Below are 14,316 nucleotides of genomic sequence, written 5' to 3' on the forward strand. Positions count from 1 at the left end.
ATGCCTTGGAGAGGAAAGGCTAAGCGGCGCGGGCGTGACAAAACCAGGACCCTGGGCCAGTTCTGTCACACCCGCTCGGCCGGCCGCAGGCACGCCGGACGCGCCCGGGCCTGCGATCTCACATCAGGACTTCCGGTCCAGCGCCTCGCATTTCTTGCTCATGTAGGGCAACGCGCGCACGGAGGATTCCCGGAACACGAGCCAATCGTGATCCCCGTCGATCACCCGATACTCGACATCGTCAGGCTGCGTCGCGTGCAGCGTCCAGTACAGTTTGGCGGCCGCCAGCACAATACCGAAACGGTCATGGTCACCGGACTCGATCCACATCGGCACGATGGTGTTCGCCTTGTGATACGCCGCCAATCTGGCGGGATACAGCGAATTCGTCCAGGCGGCTTCGTCGAATTTTCCGTCCTTGGCAAACTGCGGCGTCTTGCGTGATGCCGAAGTGGGCGGCGGGAACGGATCGTAGATGGCGGGGCTCAAGACCCCGGCGGCGCAGAACAGGTCCGGATGGGACAGGCTCAGGTTCAAAGCCCCGTATCCCCCCATTGACAGGCCGCCGATCGAACGCCCGGCGCGGTCGGTGCGGATCTTGTAGTGCTGCTCGGCGTAGGGGATGACGTCCTTGATGAAGGCGGTCTCGGCCTTGACCGCATTGGCGTCCGCGTACCAGGATTCAGGACCGGTGGTCGGCATCACGATGACGGAACGGCGCAGTTCGTGCCGGGCGATCAGCTGGTCGGCAGTCACCTTGATGCCGCCATTGACGACCCAGGCGGTCTCGTCGGCCCCAGCCCCGTGCAACATGTAGATCACCGGCAGCTTCTCCTGGGCGTCCTGATACCCGTCGGGCAGATAGATCTCCATCTTGAGGTCACGGCCCAGCGTGGGCGAGGTGAACGAGGCCTGCACGATCTCGCTGGCCAGGGCGGGCGCACCGGCCAAGGCGGCGGCCACGACGGCGGCGGCCAGGCGCAAAGTATGTTTTGGCATGTCTTCCTCTCGGTATGATTGATCGGGCCCCGCCGCGACGGACACCGCGGACCAGGCCTCCGAGCCCATTATGGCACCGGGACGCCGCCGGAGCCCCGGCAGCACCGGGGCGTACCGAAACCCGTCAACCGCGCCGATCCGGCCTCGATCAGGAAGACGACAGCAGCGCTTCCAGCTTCGGCAGGACCCGCATCGCATTGCGGCCGCACTGCGCAATCACCGCATCCCGGGGCTCCGCGCGCAGCGCGGCCAGGCTGTCGGCGATCCGGGCGACTTCGGCCGGTTCGTTGCGGGCGGACTGCGGCCGGCCGGCCGCATCGCGCCCCAGCCAGGCAGGCGGAATATCAGGGGCGTCGGTTTCCAGCACCAGCGCCGTCGCCGGCATCTGCGCGGCCAGGCGGCGGATCTGCAGGGCGCGATCGAAGGTCATGGCCCCGCCCACCCCCAGGGCGAACCCCTGCCCCAGGAACTGCCCGGCTTGCTGAGCGCTGCCGTTGAAGGCGTGGGCGATGCCGCCGATCGGCGGGCGCCGCCGCAGATGTTTCAGCAGCACATCCTGTGATTTGCGCACATGCAACAGCACGGGCAGACCGAACTGCCGCGCCAGATCCAGTTGGCGGGTGTAGAACCGTTCCTGCCGCACCCGCAGCGCCGGGGCGCTGACCTCGGGCACGAAGAAATCCAGGCCGATCTCGCCGATGGCCACTAGGCGCGGATCGCCCCGCCAGGCATGCAGGCGATCTTCCAGGGCGGCCAGATCGTCCTCGTCGGCCTGCGGCACATACAGGGGGTGGATGCCCAGCGCATAGGCGCCGCCCGGCAACGATGCGGCCAGGTCCCGGACAGTCTGGAAATTGCTCCGGCAGACGGCCGGGATGACAATGCCCTGGACGCCGGCCTGCCGCGCCCGGCGGATGACGTCCGGCCGATCCGCATCGAACTCGGAAGCATCCAGGTGGCAATGCGTGTCAACAAGCATCAGCGTCTCCGTCCAAGCAGCACAACCCCGCGACACGCGCTCCGCGCGGATTCGGACCGACGGGCCGGAGCGGCCGGCCGCTGCGGCCCGTCGACACATCCTGCGCGGGCCGCAGGGCGCTGCGGCCCCGCCGCTCTATCCTCGTGCGGCTACGCCGCTCAGCCTTCGGACAACAGCCCCGCCTGCATGTGCAGCTGACGATGCGCCAGCGCCGCCAGGGCCGGATCGTGCGTCACGATGACGAAGGCCGTGCCCAGATTCTGGTTGATGCTGCGCAGCAGGTCAAACATGACATCCGCCGTGTGGCGGTCCAGATTGCCCGTAGGCTCGTCCGCCAGCACGCAAGCGGGCTGGGTCACCAGCGCGCGGGCCAGGGCGACCCGCTGACGCTCGCCGCCGGACAACTGCCCGGGGAAATGGGTGGCGCGATTCCCCAGGCCGACCTGCTCCAGCAGACCGTGCGCCTGTTCACGAGCCTGATTGCGCCCCAGGCGGCGCACGATCAGCGGCATCGCGACATTGTCCAGGGCGGAAAATTCCGGCAGCAAATGGTGAAACTGATAGACGAAGCCCAGCGCCCGGTTGCGCAACTGGCTGCGCTTGCGTTCGTTCAGGCCGCCGGCGGCCTCGCCGGCGACCCATAATTTCCCGCTGTCCGGTTGATCCAGCAAGCCCAGGACGTGCAGCAGCGTGCTCTTGCCCGAGCCGGACGCGCCGACGACGGCCACCATCTCGTGCGCCCGCACCGACAGGCTCACATCCTGCAGAACGTCCACACGGCCCGCGCCTTCGTCGTAGGTCTTGACGAGATGCTCGGCGCGCAGCACCGTCTGGGCATCATTCACCGCATCAATCATGGCGCAGCACCTGGGCAGGTTGCAGGCGGGATGCCCGCCAGCTGGGATAGAGGGTTGCCAGCAAGGACAGGACCAGCGACGTCACGCCGATGACGGTGATGTCGCCCACCTGCGGATTGGAAGGCAGTTCACTGATGAAGTAGATCTGCTGGGGCAGGAAATGAATGCCGAACAGACGCTCGATCCAGGGCACGATGACGTCGATGTTGTAGGCGGCCAGCGTCCCCAGCAGCACCCCGGCTGCCGTGCCGACGACACCGATCAGGGCCCCCTGCACCAGGAAGATCCGGGCGACTTCCGCCGGTGTCGCCCCCAAGGTGCGCAGGATGGCGATGTCCGACTGCTTGTCCTTGACCGCCATCACCAGGGACGACAGCAGGTTGAAGGCCGCCACGGCGACGATCAGGGTCAGGATCAGGAACATCATGCGCTTTTCCGTCTGCACAGCCGCAAACCAGGTGCGATTGTTCTGCGTCCAGTCCATGGCGCGCACCCCTTGCGGCATCAGGTCCAGCAGTTGCCGGGCCACCTGCGGGGCCTGCTGCATGTCGGCGATCCGCAGGCGCACCCCGCTGACGCCGCTGTCGCGAAAGACCCGGGCGGCATCCTGCACGTTCACGAACGCCAGGGTGGCGTCATATTCGTAATAGCCCGTCGCAAAGACGCCCGACACCGTGAATTGCCGCATGCGCGGCGCGAAGCCCGCCGGTGAAATCGACCCCTGAGGGGCCAGCATCAGCACGGTATCGCCGACCGACAAGCCCAGGGTCTGGGCGATCTGGCTGCCGATGATGACGCGAAAAGACCCGGGCGACAGACTGTCCAGCGACCCGGATTCCAGCTGCCCCTTCAAATCGGAAACCTGCGGTTCGATGGCGGGGTCGATGCCCCGGACCTGGACGCCGCTGAGCGACTGGCCGCGCGCCAGCATGGCCTGGGCCGCCACGAAGGGCGCGGCCCCTCGGACCTCGGGGTCGGCCTCGGCCGCTTTGGCCAAGTCCTGCCAATGTTCCAGCACCTGCTCGTGGCTTCCGCCCGGCACGTAGAGTTCGATGTGCGGCAGCACCGACAACATGCGGTCGCGCACCTGCGTCTGAAAACCGTTCATGACGGACAGGACGATGATCAGGGCCGCCACCCCCAGGCCGATGCCCGCCATGGAACTGGCCGCCACGAAGGAGACGAAACGGTCGCCCCGGCGCCCGCCGCGTCCGACGCGGGCCAGGCCGGCATACCGCGCGCCGATCCACCATTCATAGGCCATGTGAACCGCCCTTTGATCTGTTTGACTCTACAATTCCGACATGCATATCGTGATTTCCGGGGCTTGGCCCGATCCTGAAGTGGCCGCCGAACTGGCGCCCCATCTGGCGCAGCGCGCCCCCACCCTGGCCCGCTGGCTGAGCCGCGGCCGGGCCGTCCCGACCCCCAGCCCGGCCGCCGAGACCTGGTGCACGCCCCTGGAACACTGGTGTTTGCAGGCGCGGGGTTTTGTTGCCGCACAAGCCGAGCATATTAGCGCAGGTCTGGGCCCCCTGCGCGCCGATACGGCCGACGACGACCCCGTCTGGCTGGCCGAAGTGATCCACATGGCGCCCTCGCGCGACGGCGCCGCGCTGCTGCCCGCCGCCACGCTGGACATCACGGAGGAACAGTCCGCCGCCTTGCTGAACACGGCCCGGGAATACCTGGACGACAGCGGCCTGCAACTGGAATTCATGAGCCCCGGCACCTGGCGCGTGCGCTGGCCCGAGGCCATCCGGCTGTCCTGCGCCAGCCCCGCGCTGGTGGCGACCAGCGCGGTCAACGACTGGTGGCCTCAGGATCCGGCGGCACGCCCCTGGCGCCGCCTGATCAATACCCTGCAGATGGCCTGGTTCGAGCATCCGGTCAACCAGGCCCGCCAGGAAAACGGCCTGCCCCCGCTCAACAGCCTCTGGCTGTACGGCGGCGCCCGGCCTTCGCAACTGACCCGCGCCGCGCCCGCCGATCTGCGCATCGACGCCTCGCTGCAGAATGCGGCCGTCACGCAGAACTGGGGCGACTGGATCGAGGCGCTGGCCGCGCTGGAACAGCACAGCCTCGCCCCCCTGGCCCGGCAACAGCCGACGCTGGTGCTGACCGGCCGCGACCGCTACGTCACTGTGGCCCCCCGGGGCGGCTGGCTCGCAAAGCTGCGCGCCCAGGACTGGAGGCGCTGGTGGTGCAGCCGCTGATCCGCCCTCGCAGCGCCAACCGGCAGCGCGCCCAGGCCCTGGCCGAAGCCGGCATCCATCCCCTGCTGGCCCGGCTCTGGGCGGCCCGGGGCCTGGCGCAATCCACACCGACGGACTGGTCCGCCCTGATCCCGCCCGCCCGACTGACGCACGTGAGCGACGCGGCCCGCCTGCTGGCCGATGCCATTGCCGCGGGACAAAGGCTGCTGATCGTGGCCGACTACGACTGCGACGGCGCCACCGCCTGCGCCGTGGCAGTGCGCGGGCTGCGGGCCTTCGGCGCCCGGGTGGACTTCCTGGTGCCCAACCGCTTCGAAACCGGCTACGGCCTGTCGCCCGCCGTCGTGGAGCTGGCCCTCCGGCACCCCGCGGGCCGGCCGGATTTGCTGATCACCGTGGACAACGGCATCGCCAGCATCGACGGGGTAGCCGCCGCCCGGGCCGCAGGCATGCAGGTCATCGTCACCGATCACCACCTGCCCGGCGAAGACCTGCCCGCCGCGCTGGCTATCGTCAACCCGAATCAGACGGGTTGCGGTTTTCCCTCCAAACACCTGGCGGGGGTGGGCGTGATCTTCTACGTCCTGCTGGCCTTGCGGGCCGTGTTCCGCGAACGGGGCGCCGTGCCCCCCCAGGGCGGCCCTCGTCTGGACCATTTGAGCGACCTGGTGGCCCTGGGCACCGTGGCGGACGTCGTCCGCCTGGACGCCAACAACCGGCTGCTGGTCGCGCAGGGGCTCAAACGCATCCGCCAGGGGCGCATGCAGGCCGGGATCGCGGCCCTGTTCGAAGTGGCCGGGCGCGACCCGCGACAGGCGGGCACGAACGACCTGGGATTCGCCCTGGGGCCGCGCATCAACGCAGCCGGCCGCATGGCCGACATGAGCCTGGGCATCCACTGCCTGCTGGAAGACGACCCCGCCCGCGCCCGCGCCCTGGCGCAGGCCCTGGACGACATCAACCGAGAACGGCGCAGCCGCGAAACGGAAATGCGCGACGAGGCCCTGGCCCACCTGGACAGCCAGCCCCTCGCCCAGGCAGCCAGCGTCTGCGTCTGGCAGGCGGGCTGGCATCCGGGCGTCATCGGCCTGGTGGCCTCGCGGCTGAAGGAAACCTACTGGCGCCCGGCCCTGGCGTTCGCGCCGGATGCTGCGGACACATTGCGCGGTTCAGGACGCTCGATTCCCGAGGTCCACCTGCGCGATGCGCTGGATCTGGTCAGCAAGCGCCTGCCCGGCGCCATCCTGCAGTTCGGCGGCCATGCCATGGCGGCCGGATTGACGTTGCGCCAGGCGGCATTCGACGACTTCGCGCAGCAGTTCGACGCCGCCGTGCGCACGATCAGCGGCCGGGACGGATTCGAACCCTGCCTGGAAACGGACGGATCCCTGGAACCGCTCTACACCACGGCCGACACGGCCGCGCTGCTGGCGGAACAGATCTGGGGCGCGGGATTCCCGGCGCCGCTGTTCCAGGATCATTTCCAGGTCGTGCACCAGCGGGTGCTGAAGGAGCGCCACCTGAAACTCTTTCTGGAACGGGACGGCCGGCGCATCGACGCCATCTGGTTCAACCACGCCGAGCCCTTGCCCGCGCAAATCATGGCGGTCTATCGACTGGACAACAACACCTGGGGCGGGCAAACCAGCGTGCAACTGCTGATCGAACACGCCCAGCCTGCCTGAAGGCGGTGATCAGGCCCGGGCCGGGCGCCCCGGCCAGACCGCCAGCATCAGGCCCAGCAAGGCGGCCGCAAACGCCAAGGCATGCAGCCGGCTGAAGGATTCCCCCAATACCCCCACCCCGACGCAGGCCGCCCCCACGGGCAGCAGCACGGTGAACACCCCTGCCCGGGACGCCGGCACCCGGCGCAATCCCGTCATCCAGAGCCAGATGGTGCCGCTGGCCGCCAGGCCGTAGAACAGCAACAGGCCCCAGACCGGAGCGGTGATCGCCGCAAAATCGAAATGCCAGGCCGCGTAGGCGCCGGCCGGCAGCATCAGGACAAAACCCCAGGCATTCATCAACACGCTGATCCGCTTGGCCGACAAGACCCCGGTCAGCTGCTTGCCGATGACGGCATAGGCTGCCTCGCAGAGGACCGCGCCCCCCAGCAGCCCGTATCCCAGCCACCGGGTCGCCGGCTCCGGCGTCAGTCCGTCATCGACCGGTTGCGCCAAAGCCAGCAATGCGATTCCGCATGCGGCGCAGGCGATGGCGGCCAGCACCTGCGGCCGGATCGCCTCGCGCAGCACCAGGCGGCTGAGCACCGCGATGGCGGCCGGAATGGCCGACATGATGATCCCGGCCGCCACGGCGCTGCTGTAGCTGACGCCCAGCACCATGAACACCGTGAACAGAAAGCTGCCGATGAAGGACTCCAGGAAAACCAGCCAGCGCACGCGGCGCGTCAGCGGAGCTTCCGCAGCCGGTTTGCGCAACCAATGCAGCACCGCCAGCCCCCCGATGCCGAAACGCAGGCACCCCAGCAGGAAGACGGGAAAGATCGCCGCCAGCGGCTTGCTCAAGGCCACATAGGCCCCGACCACGAACATGCTGGAACCCAGGCAGAGATACGCCAACCCCGGATGCGGATCCGCGCCGCCGCGCGTCATGCGCGCCCCCGGCGCGACGACAGCACGATCCCGCCGATGATCAGCATGAACGCCAGAGCGTGATACCCGTGCGGATACTCTCCCAGCAGCCCCAGGGACAGCAGCGCGGCGATCAGGGGGGTCAGATTATTGAAAAAACCCGCCAGCGTCGGCCCGACCCGCTGGACCCCGGCGCCCCAGCAGCGGAAGGCGATGATCGCCGGACCGATGGCGACAAAGGCCACCGTCATCGCCAAAGGCCAGCCCCAGACGATCCGCTGCTCGCCCAATCCCCATTCCAGGGCGGCGAACAGCCCCGACCAAGCCGCCCCGTACAGCACCTGCCCCAGCAGAAACCCTGCCCAATGCGCGCGGATCGGGGCGTCGGCCGGCACCCGCGTCAACTGCCAGCTGTAAAACGCCCAGATGATGGTGGCCAGCACCATCAGCAGGTCTCCGGCCACAAAGTGCAAAGCCCGCAATTGCGCCCATTCGCCATGGGACAGCACCAGGGCGACCCCGACCAGGGACAACACGGACCCCAGAAGCTGCGCGGGGCGGATCGCCGCTCCGTGGAAGACCCGCCCCACGATCAGCATCCAGACCGGCATGCTGGCCGCCACCAGGGTGACGTTCACCGGCGTGGACGTATGCAGGGCCAGGTATTGCAGCGAGTTGTACAACCCCACCCCCAGCAACCCGAGCAAGGCGTAGCGCGGCCACTGCCGCCACACGGCGCTGTCCGGCCGCAAGACCCGATGGCCCAGGGGCAGCAGCAATAGCAAGGCCACCGCCCAGCGCAGAAAATTCAGAGTCAGAGGCGGCACCAGATGCACCACCGCCCGGCCCACCACCGCATTGCCGGCCCAGAGCATGGGGGGGACCAGCAGCAAAGCCACGGTTCCGGGGGTCAATCTATCATTCATGCGTCTCATCTGCCTGCATCGATCAACAGGAATTCTAACCGCCGCTTTATTTGTTGACATAATGCCGCTTCAAGCCTTAACATAAGGGCTTGTTTCATCAGCGGTTTTCAGTGTTTGTCGGCTTGCCGGCTGCCTTGCCGGGCCCAGTGTTCCTGGTGCCTGCTGCCTCTCTGGGGCCCATGCGCCCTGTCTGGATTCTGATCGCCCTTACGATCCCGTCGTCCTTCCCCTCGCGGCTGGGCCGACCCTGTATGCGCCCACTGATGATTTAACGAATTGACGAGAGCACACAATATGGCCAAAGAAGAACTACTCGAAATGCACGGATCCGTAACCGAAGTCCTGCCGGATTCCCGCTTCCGCGTCACGCTGGACAACGGACACCCGGTCATCGCCTACACCGGCGGCAAAATGCGCAAGCACCACATCCGCATCCTGGCGGGCGATCAGGTCACGCTGGAAATGTCCCCCTACGACCTCAGCAAAGGCCGCATCACCTTCCGCCATCTGAACCGCGCCCCCGGCGCCACCACTTCGGCTCCTCCCCGCCGCCGCCGCTGATCCGGCGGCCATCCCTGCGGGGGCGCCAAGCCCCTCAGTGGCAATCCGGAACGCTCTGATCCAGATAGACCTCGAACGCGATGGCTTTGGCCTGTTCCTGTGCCGCCTGCCGCAGGACGGCCGGACTCAGGGCTTGACGCAGAACCTCGCGGCCCGCGACCGGCAGGTCGGCTCGCCACAACCGCGTCAGCGTTCCCTGCCGATACGGGGCCAGCTGAGCTGAAAATTTCCGCCACTCGGGATACTTCAGCAGCTGCCGCAAGAAATCCTCATCCTCCACCGCCGCATCGCACCGCCCGGTGCGCAAAGCCAGCAGGGCATCGGCGGCCGACGGATACACCTGTTCGATCGCGGCAAACCGGGCGCTCAATTCACCCACGTAACGTCCATCGGCGCTGAGGCACACCGTACGCCCGGCCAGCGCGGCCCAGTCGTGGATATCGGTATCGGTGCGCAAGATCGCCAACGGACTGGCCGACCAGGCGACGTCCCGGCGCTGAACGCCATCGGGCAGCGTCGCATCGGACGGCACGACCCCCACCCAGGCATCCAACTCGCCATCCCGCAGCTGCGCCAAGGCCTGATCCAGCGCCACGGCCTGCACAGGCGCGCTGCCCTGCGTCGCCTGCGCGGCCAGAACCTCGATGCGCACCGGCGTACGAGGCTTGGCGCCCGGCACCGGGGCGCCAGGCACCTGCGCCACCCCCAGGCGCCAGCCGCCCGCTTCCTGGGCGCCAGCCCCCGCAGGCAGCCAGATCAGGCCGACGGCAACACTCCACCCGACGATCGCGGCGCCCGCGCGGCGCCGCCACGGCACATTCAGCATCCACGGCGAATTAAACATATTGATAGCGCAAAACCCGGCGTTTGATGTTTTCCAGAAGGACCTGATCGATCAGCGTCGCCAGAATGGCAATCGTCAGAATATTGGCCATCACCCCCACCATGTCGGCGGTTTCTCCGGCATACGCCAGCGAACGTCCCAGGCCCTGGCCGAAGCCGATCAGCATTTCCGCCGAAATCAAGGCGCGCCATGCGTTGCCGAAGGCCAATTGCGCGCCCGTGATGAGCTCGGGCATGACCGCCGGCAGGTAGACCCGGCGCACCATGTCCCAGTGGCTGGCGCCCATGACCCGGGCCGCCGACACATGCGTCTGCAGCACGCTTTCAGTGGCGTTCATGACCGAAAGAGCCGCCGGGAAGAAAGCCGCCAGCGCAATCACCACGATGATGGGCACATTGCCGAACCCCATCAGGATCAGGAACAGCGGCACCCAGGCAATCGAAGGGATGGACTGCAGCACAATGATGGCCGATTTCAGGATCTCGCGGAAAAACAGCAGCAAGCCGCCCGCCAGCCCGAAACCGATGCCAAACAGCAGGGCGAACCCGTACCCGACCCCCAGGCGCCCCATGCTGCCGGCCAGAATGGCGCGGAACTCAGCCGTCTGCAGATCATGCCAGACGCGTTCCAGCACCACCGGCACTCCGGGCATCAGAAAATCGGGCAAAGTCCAGGCGGCGCATTGCCAGACCAGCAGGATGGCCGCAATGGCAACCAGCATGGCCAATTTGCGGGCCGCGGGGGAAACGTGTCTTTTTTTACTCATGCTCAAGAACATGGCCGGACAGATCCGGCCATTTGGAAAAGTAAGGAATGGGTGCGATTATCGCACCCATCTTGCTTACAGCTTGCGGCTCTGCTGCCAGTCCAGATCGACGATCGACTTCACGTCGAAGGGCTTGCCGTCCTGGGTCTTGAGCGCGCCCTGGGATTGCATGATGTCGGCGACTTCCTGCATGCGGCCCAGATCCTTGGACGTCAGCGCGGGGCTGAATGTCTGCGTCTGAATGGCCTTGCTGATGATTTTTTCACGCGGCACGTCGCCGTCATGCAAGGTCTTGAGCGTCGGCTCGGCGATGAAGTAGCTGGCGATCAGCTTGGCGGCTTCGTCGGGTTTGTGCTGCAGCAAATCGATGGCCTGGCGTTGGGCGTCCAGCGACTTCCAGACCAGGTCTTTCTTGTCCTGCAGCGTCTTGCCCGAGGTGATCGTCACCATGCACGGGAAGGGCCAGACCTCGCCGATTTCATAGATCTGTTTGACGGGCGCGATCAATTGGGCGATGCTGGCCTGCGGTTCGAACAGGAAGGCGGCATCGACGCGCTTGCCCACTAGCGACTGCACGGCCACCTGCGGGCTGACCCCCAGGATGTTCACATCCGAGGCCTGTAGACCGGCGTCTTTCAGCACCACGCCGCGCAGCACCGTATCGGCCGTGCTGCCCTCTTTCTGCGAAGCCAGGGTATGGCCTTTCAGATCGGCGACGGTCTTGATGTCGGCATCGTCGCGCACCACCAGCGCATGGTAGCCCCGTTGAGCGCCGGCGACCACTTTCAGGTCCGCGCCCCGCGAGGACCAGGACGCGGCATTGGTGAAACCCAGCACCCCGGTGTCCAGTTGACCGCCGACAATGGCCTTGATCAGGTCCGTCCCCGATTTGAATTCCACCAGTTGGACGTCCAGCCCCTGCTTTTCATAGAACTTGCCCTCGTAGGCGGTAATGGCCTGGGCATCGTCCATGACACGGATGTAGCCGACCTTGAAGGGCTCGGCAGCCAGAGCGGCCTGGGACGCCAGCGTCAGGGCGGCCAGGACCGGAATCAACACTCTACTGAATTTCATGCTGCAAGTTCCTCGGGGATGGACTGGGTGGAAGGTTCGGTGTCGGCGACAATGCCCAGCAGGCTCAGGATCTCCCGGCGCATGCCGGCGAAATTCGACAGATCGTGGGTCTTGTCGCTGTCCGACAGATGGAATTCTTTCAACAAATTCGAAGGCCGGGCGCTGAACACCAGGATGCGGTCGGCCAGAAACAGCGCCTCGTCGACATCGTGCGTGACCAGCAGCACCGTCGGGCGCGTTTCACGGATCAGGGTTCGCAGGGCATCCTGCAAGGTCATGCGGGTCAGGGCATCCAACGCGCCGAAGGGCTCGTCGAGCAACAGGACCTCAGGCTGAGTAATGAAGGCCCGCGCCAGGGCGCAGCGCTGGCGCATGCCGCCCGACACCTGATGCGGGAAATAATCCTCGAAGCCTTTCAGGCGGACCTTGTCCAGCCAGGCGGCGGCCTGTGCGCGGGCCTGGGCGCGCGGCACTTTCTGCAGTTCCAGGGCCATGGCGACGTTCTGCGACAGGGTCAACCAGGGATAGAGCGCATTTTCCTGGAACATCAGCATACGGCTGGGATCAGGGCTGCGGATCGGCTGCCCGTCGGCCAGCACCTGACCGGCGCTGGGCTTTTCCAGACCGGCGGCCATGTGCAGCAGCGTCGACTTGCCGCAGCCTGACGGCCCGACCAGCGCCACCAGCTCGCCCGGCGCGATCTCGCTGTCGAACCGATCGACCACACGCAGATCGCCGAACTGCTTTTCAACCTGACTGAAGGAAAGTTTCATCGTGGATTCCTGCCTGCTCGGCCTGCCAAGCGACTGGGGCCTTATAACCATGAATTGATTGGATAAGAGGAACTTTAACGATTCCGCTTAATGCATAACAACGATAAATTCATGATTTCTTTATTTCCTTTAGAAATAAGACAAATGCGCTACCATGAAAGCCTTCCTGCCCCAGGAGTCTTCATGCCCGACGCCGCCACTGCCGACCCCATCGCCCAGTTGCTGGCTGGCCACAGCCTTACGCGCCAACACCTGGCGGGGCTGAGCGACCCGTCGCTCCAGGCCCAGGCAATCGCCTGGCTGGACGGCCCGGCTGTAGCCCAACGGCGGATCCTGCGGCTCACGCTGTTTCCCGCCTTGATCGAATCCATGGCGGGTTCGGACGCGGTCTGCCTGAAAGGCATGACCCGGGGCCTGGCGGACCGGGGTGAGGAACTGCAGCACCGCTGGCGCGCCATCCGCGCCTGCCTGAGCGACGCGGGCAGCTCCGCCGAGGCTCTGCAGCCCTGGATCGACGACTACCTGGGCTATCTGCAACGCGCCGACGAGGAACTGCTGCCCATGGCCGCCCGGCTGCTGGACGAGACTGCCCTGGACCAACTGCGCCACGCCTTGGGATAGTGGTTTCCCCTTCTCGCCAGATCCAGGCGATTCCATTACACTCCGCCCGTTCAGCCGCTGTTCAGTCGGCAACAGGCCGGCAAGACGCCTTGTCCTTTCCGAGCGCATCGCTATCCGGAGCATCCCCTTGATGAAGTGTCCGACTCCCCGTCTCGCCGCATCGCCGGGCCCGTCCAAGGAAGACGTCGCCGCCTGGCGCGCGGCCATGCCCCCGGTCTGGACAACATCCCAGGCCGGCATCGGCAAGGATCTCATCGATGCAGCGCAGGCCTCGAACCAGCCCTCATGACATTGGCGGAGTCCTGCGGTTTCAGCGCGGCCGCTCATAGCGGCCGTTTCACATTCTGACCAAGGAGCGCCCCACCATGTCGAAAAACTGGCTGGAACACATCGAGGAAGGCCTGATCGCTTTCCTGCTGGCGGCAATGACTGTGGTGACATTCGCCCAGGTCATCGCCCGCTACGTCTTCAACTACAGCTTCGTCTGGGCGCTCGAACTGACGATGTACCTCTTCGGCGCCCTGATCTTCCTGGGCATCTCCTACGGCGTGCGCGTGGGCGCGCACATCGGCGTGGACGCCTTCGTGCGCCTGCTCGCGCCCCGCCCCGCCCGCTACCTGGCCGTCGCCAGCACGCTGCTGTGCCTCGTCTACGCCTTCATCGTGCTCTACGGCAGCTGGGTCTACGTCAGCAAGATCCACATGATCGGCATCATGGCCCAGGACCTGCCCATCCCCCAGTGGGTCCCGCGCCTGGTCATGCCCCTGGGCTTTCTGCTGTTGATCGTCCGCTTCGGCGAGGTGCTCTGGCACCTGGTCAAGGGCGATCACGCATCCTTGCTGGGCGACGAAGTCGCCGACGCCATGAAATACCGCAGCGATGACGCGGGAGACCAAAAATGACCACATTCGCCCTGTTCATCCTGCTGTTCCTGTTCATGTTCATGGGGATGCCCGTGGCCGTGGCCCTGGGCCTGTCATCGCTCCTGACCATCATGGCCTTCGGCACCGACTCGCTGGCCTCGCTCTCGCTCAAGCTCTACGAGACCTCCGAGCACTTCACGCTCATGGCCATCCCCTTCTTCATCCTGGCCGGGGCCTTCATGA

General features: G+C 66.4%; 17 protein-coding genes. 7 read left to right on the forward strand and 10 right to left on the reverse strand.

Annotated elements, in window-relative coordinates; translation table 11 throughout:
- Positions 1–123 precede the first annotated feature (123 nt).
- The 4 genes from WBG56_RS15880 to WBG56_RS15895 form a co-directional block, all read right to left on the reverse strand.
- The gene (locus WBG56_RS15880; RefSeq protein ID WP_424270076.1) at positions 124–999 is read right to left on the reverse strand and encodes an alpha/beta hydrolase; all 876 of its coding nucleotides are present in this window, start codon (positions 997–999) and stop codon (positions 124–126) included.
- A gap of 148 nt (positions 1,000–1,147) precedes the next feature.
- Complete coding sequence (locus WBG56_RS15885) at positions 1,148–1,978, reverse strand: TatD family hydrolase (protein ID WP_424270078.1); 831 nt, start codon at positions 1,976–1,978, stop codon at positions 1,148–1,150.
- Between the two features lie 158 nt (positions 1,979–2,136).
- The gene (locus tag WBG56_RS15890; protein WP_424270080.1) at positions 2,137–2,835 is read right to left on the reverse strand and encodes an ABC transporter ATP-binding protein; all 699 of its coding nucleotides are present in this window, start codon (positions 2,833–2,835) and stop codon (positions 2,137–2,139) included.
- The gene (locus WBG56_RS15895; protein ID WP_424270082.1) at positions 2,828–4,099 is read right to left on the reverse strand and encodes a lipoprotein-releasing ABC transporter permease subunit; all 1,272 of its coding nucleotides are present in this window, start codon (positions 4,097–4,099) and stop codon (positions 2,828–2,830) included. Before WBG56_RS15895 ends, WBG56_RS15890 begins: the two co-directional genes overlap by 8 nt.
- A 40-nt stretch (positions 4,100–4,139) precedes the next feature.
- On the opposite strand from WBG56_RS15895, the gene WBG56_RS15900 reads away from it, so the two are divergent.
- On the forward strand, positions 4,140–5,051 hold the full coding sequence (locus tag WBG56_RS15900; RefSeq protein WP_424270084.1) for a hypothetical protein: 912 nt from the start codon (positions 4,140–4,142) through the stop codon (positions 5,049–5,051).
- The gene (recJ, locus tag WBG56_RS15905) at positions 5,036–6,736 is read left to right on the forward strand and encodes a single-stranded-DNA-specific exonuclease RecJ (protein WP_424270086.1); all 1,701 of its coding nucleotides are present in this window, start codon (positions 5,036–5,038) and stop codon (positions 6,734–6,736) included. Before WBG56_RS15900 ends, recJ begins: the two co-directional genes overlap by 16 nt.
- A 9-nt stretch (positions 6,737–6,745) precedes the next feature.
- Here recJ and WBG56_RS15910 read toward each other — a convergent pair whose 3' ends face one another.
- The gene (locus WBG56_RS15910; RefSeq protein WP_424270088.1) at positions 6,746–7,666 is read right to left on the reverse strand and encodes a DMT family transporter; all 921 of its coding nucleotides are present in this window, start codon (positions 7,664–7,666) and stop codon (positions 6,746–6,748) included.
- Positions 7,663–8,571: a DMT family transporter gene (locus tag WBG56_RS15915; RefSeq protein WP_424270090.1), complete on the reverse strand. Its 909-nt coding sequence runs from the start codon at positions 8,569–8,571 to the stop codon at positions 7,663–7,665. Before WBG56_RS15915 ends, WBG56_RS15910 begins: the two co-directional genes overlap by 4 nt.
- 294 nt (positions 8,572–8,865) lie before the next feature.
- On the opposite strand from WBG56_RS15915, the gene infA reads away from it, so the two are divergent.
- Positions 8,866–9,132: a translation initiation factor IF-1 gene (gene infA / locus WBG56_RS15920; RefSeq protein WP_424270092.1), complete on the forward strand. Its 267-nt coding sequence runs from the start codon at positions 8,866–8,868 to the stop codon at positions 9,130–9,132.
- A 34-nt stretch (positions 9,133–9,166) separates the two neighbouring features.
- On the opposite strand, the gene WBG56_RS15925 is transcribed toward infA, so the two are convergent.
- The 4 genes from WBG56_RS15925 to WBG56_RS15940 form a co-directional block, all read right to left on the reverse strand.
- Entirely contained in the window at positions 9,167–9,976 is an 810-nt protein-coding gene (locus tag WBG56_RS15925; RefSeq protein WP_424270094.1) for an ABC transporter substrate-binding protein, read from the reverse strand.
- Positions 9,969–10,742: an ABC transporter permease gene (locus tag WBG56_RS15930; RefSeq protein WP_424270096.1), complete on the reverse strand. Its 774-nt coding sequence runs from the start codon at positions 10,740–10,742 to the stop codon at positions 9,969–9,971. The genes WBG56_RS15925 and WBG56_RS15930 overlap by 8 nt, the downstream gene beginning before the upstream one ends.
- Before the next feature lie 75 nt (positions 10,743–10,817).
- Positions 10,818–11,816 (reverse strand): ABC transporter substrate-binding protein, encoded by a 999-nt coding sequence (locus WBG56_RS15935; RefSeq protein WP_424270098.1) that lies wholly within the window; start codon positions 11,814–11,816, stop codon positions 10,818–10,820.
- Entirely contained in the window at positions 11,813–12,589 is a 777-nt protein-coding gene (locus tag WBG56_RS15940; RefSeq protein WP_424270100.1) for an ABC transporter ATP-binding protein, read from the reverse strand. Before WBG56_RS15940 ends, WBG56_RS15935 begins: the two co-directional genes overlap by 4 nt.
- A gap of 183 nt (positions 12,590–12,772) precedes the next feature.
- On the opposite strand from WBG56_RS15940, the gene WBG56_RS15945 reads away from it, so the two are divergent.
- The 4 genes from WBG56_RS15945 to WBG56_RS15960 form a co-directional block, all read left to right on the forward strand.
- Positions 12,773–13,210: a hypothetical protein gene (locus WBG56_RS15945; RefSeq protein ID WP_424270102.1), complete on the forward strand. Its 438-nt coding sequence runs from the start codon at positions 12,773–12,775 to the stop codon at positions 13,208–13,210.
- A 130-nt stretch (positions 13,211–13,340) separates the two neighbouring features.
- On the forward strand, positions 13,341–13,499 hold the full coding sequence (locus tag WBG56_RS15950) for a hypothetical protein (RefSeq protein WP_424270104.1): 159 nt from the start codon (positions 13,341–13,343) through the stop codon (positions 13,497–13,499).
- A 76-nt stretch (positions 13,500–13,575) separates the two neighbouring features.
- Positions 13,576–14,112: a TRAP transporter small permease gene (locus tag WBG56_RS15955; RefSeq protein WP_424270106.1), complete on the forward strand. Its 537-nt coding sequence runs from the start codon at positions 13,576–13,578 to the stop codon at positions 14,110–14,112.
- On the forward strand, positions 14,109–14,316 hold a 208-nt coding region (locus WBG56_RS15960), incomplete at its 3' end, for a TRAP transporter large permease subunit (RefSeq protein ID WP_424270108.1). The genes WBG56_RS15955 and WBG56_RS15960, both read left to right, overlap by 4 nt.

The sequence above is a fragment of the Castellaniella sp. genome, from assembly GCF_049671645.1.
GTDB lineage: Bacteria > Pseudomonadota > Gammaproteobacteria > Burkholderiales > Burkholderiaceae_B > Castellaniella.

Bases quoted from the DNA above. Each gene is read 5' to 3' on its own strand.
- WBG56_RS15935 (WP_424270098.1), bottom strand. From the start codon at position 11,816: ATGAAATTCAGTAGAGTGTTGATTCCGGTCCTGGCCGCCCTGACGCTG.
- WBG56_RS15890 (WP_424270080.1), bottom strand. From the start codon at position 2,835: ATGATTGATGCGGTGAATGATGCCCAGACGGTGCTGCGCGCCGAGCAT.
- WBG56_RS15930 (WP_424270096.1), bottom strand. From the start codon at position 10,742: ATGAGTAAAAAAAGACACGTTTCCCCCGCGGCCCGCAAATTGGCCATG.
- WBG56_RS15955 (WP_424270106.1), top strand. From the start codon at position 13,576: ATGTCGAAAAACTGGCTGGAACACATCGAGGAAGGCCTGATCGCTTTC.
- WBG56_RS15885 (WP_424270078.1), bottom strand. From the start codon at position 1,978: ATGCTTGTTGACACGCATTGCCACCTGGATGCTTCCGAGTTCGATGCG.
- WBG56_RS15940 (WP_424270100.1), bottom strand. From the start codon at position 12,589: ATGAAACTTTCCTTCAGTCAGGTTGAAAAGCAGTTCGGCGATCTGCGT.
- WBG56_RS15915 (WP_424270090.1), bottom strand. From the start codon at position 8,571: ATGAATGATAGATTGACCCCCGGAACCGTGGCTTTGCTGCTGGTCCCC.
- WBG56_RS15880 (WP_424270076.1), bottom strand. From the start codon at position 999: ATGCCAAAACATACTTTGCGCCTGGCCGCCGCCGTCGTGGCCGCCGCC.
- WBG56_RS15900 (WP_424270084.1), top strand. From the start codon at position 4,140: ATGCATATCGTGATTTCCGGGGCTTGGCCCGATCCTGAAGTGGCCGCC.
- WBG56_RS15945 (WP_424270102.1), top strand. From the start codon at position 12,773: ATGCCCGACGCCGCCACTGCCGACCCCATCGCCCAGTTGCTGGCTGGC.
- WBG56_RS15895 (WP_424270082.1), bottom strand. From the start codon at position 4,099: ATGGCCTATGAATGGTGGATCGGCGCGCGGTATGCCGGCCTGGCCCGC.
- WBG56_RS15950 (WP_424270104.1), top strand. From the start codon at position 13,341: ATGAAGTGTCCGACTCCCCGTCTCGCCGCATCGCCGGGCCCGTCCAAG.
- WBG56_RS15925 (WP_424270094.1), bottom strand. From the start codon at position 9,976: ATGTTTAATTCGCCGTGGATGCTGAATGTGCCGTGGCGGCGCCGCGCG.
- WBG56_RS15910 (WP_424270088.1), bottom strand. From the start codon at position 7,666: ATGACGCGCGGCGGCGCGGATCCGCATCCGGGGTTGGCGTATCTCTGC.
- infA (WP_424270092.1), top strand. From the start codon at position 8,866: ATGGCCAAAGAAGAACTACTCGAAATGCACGGATCCGTAACCGAAGTC.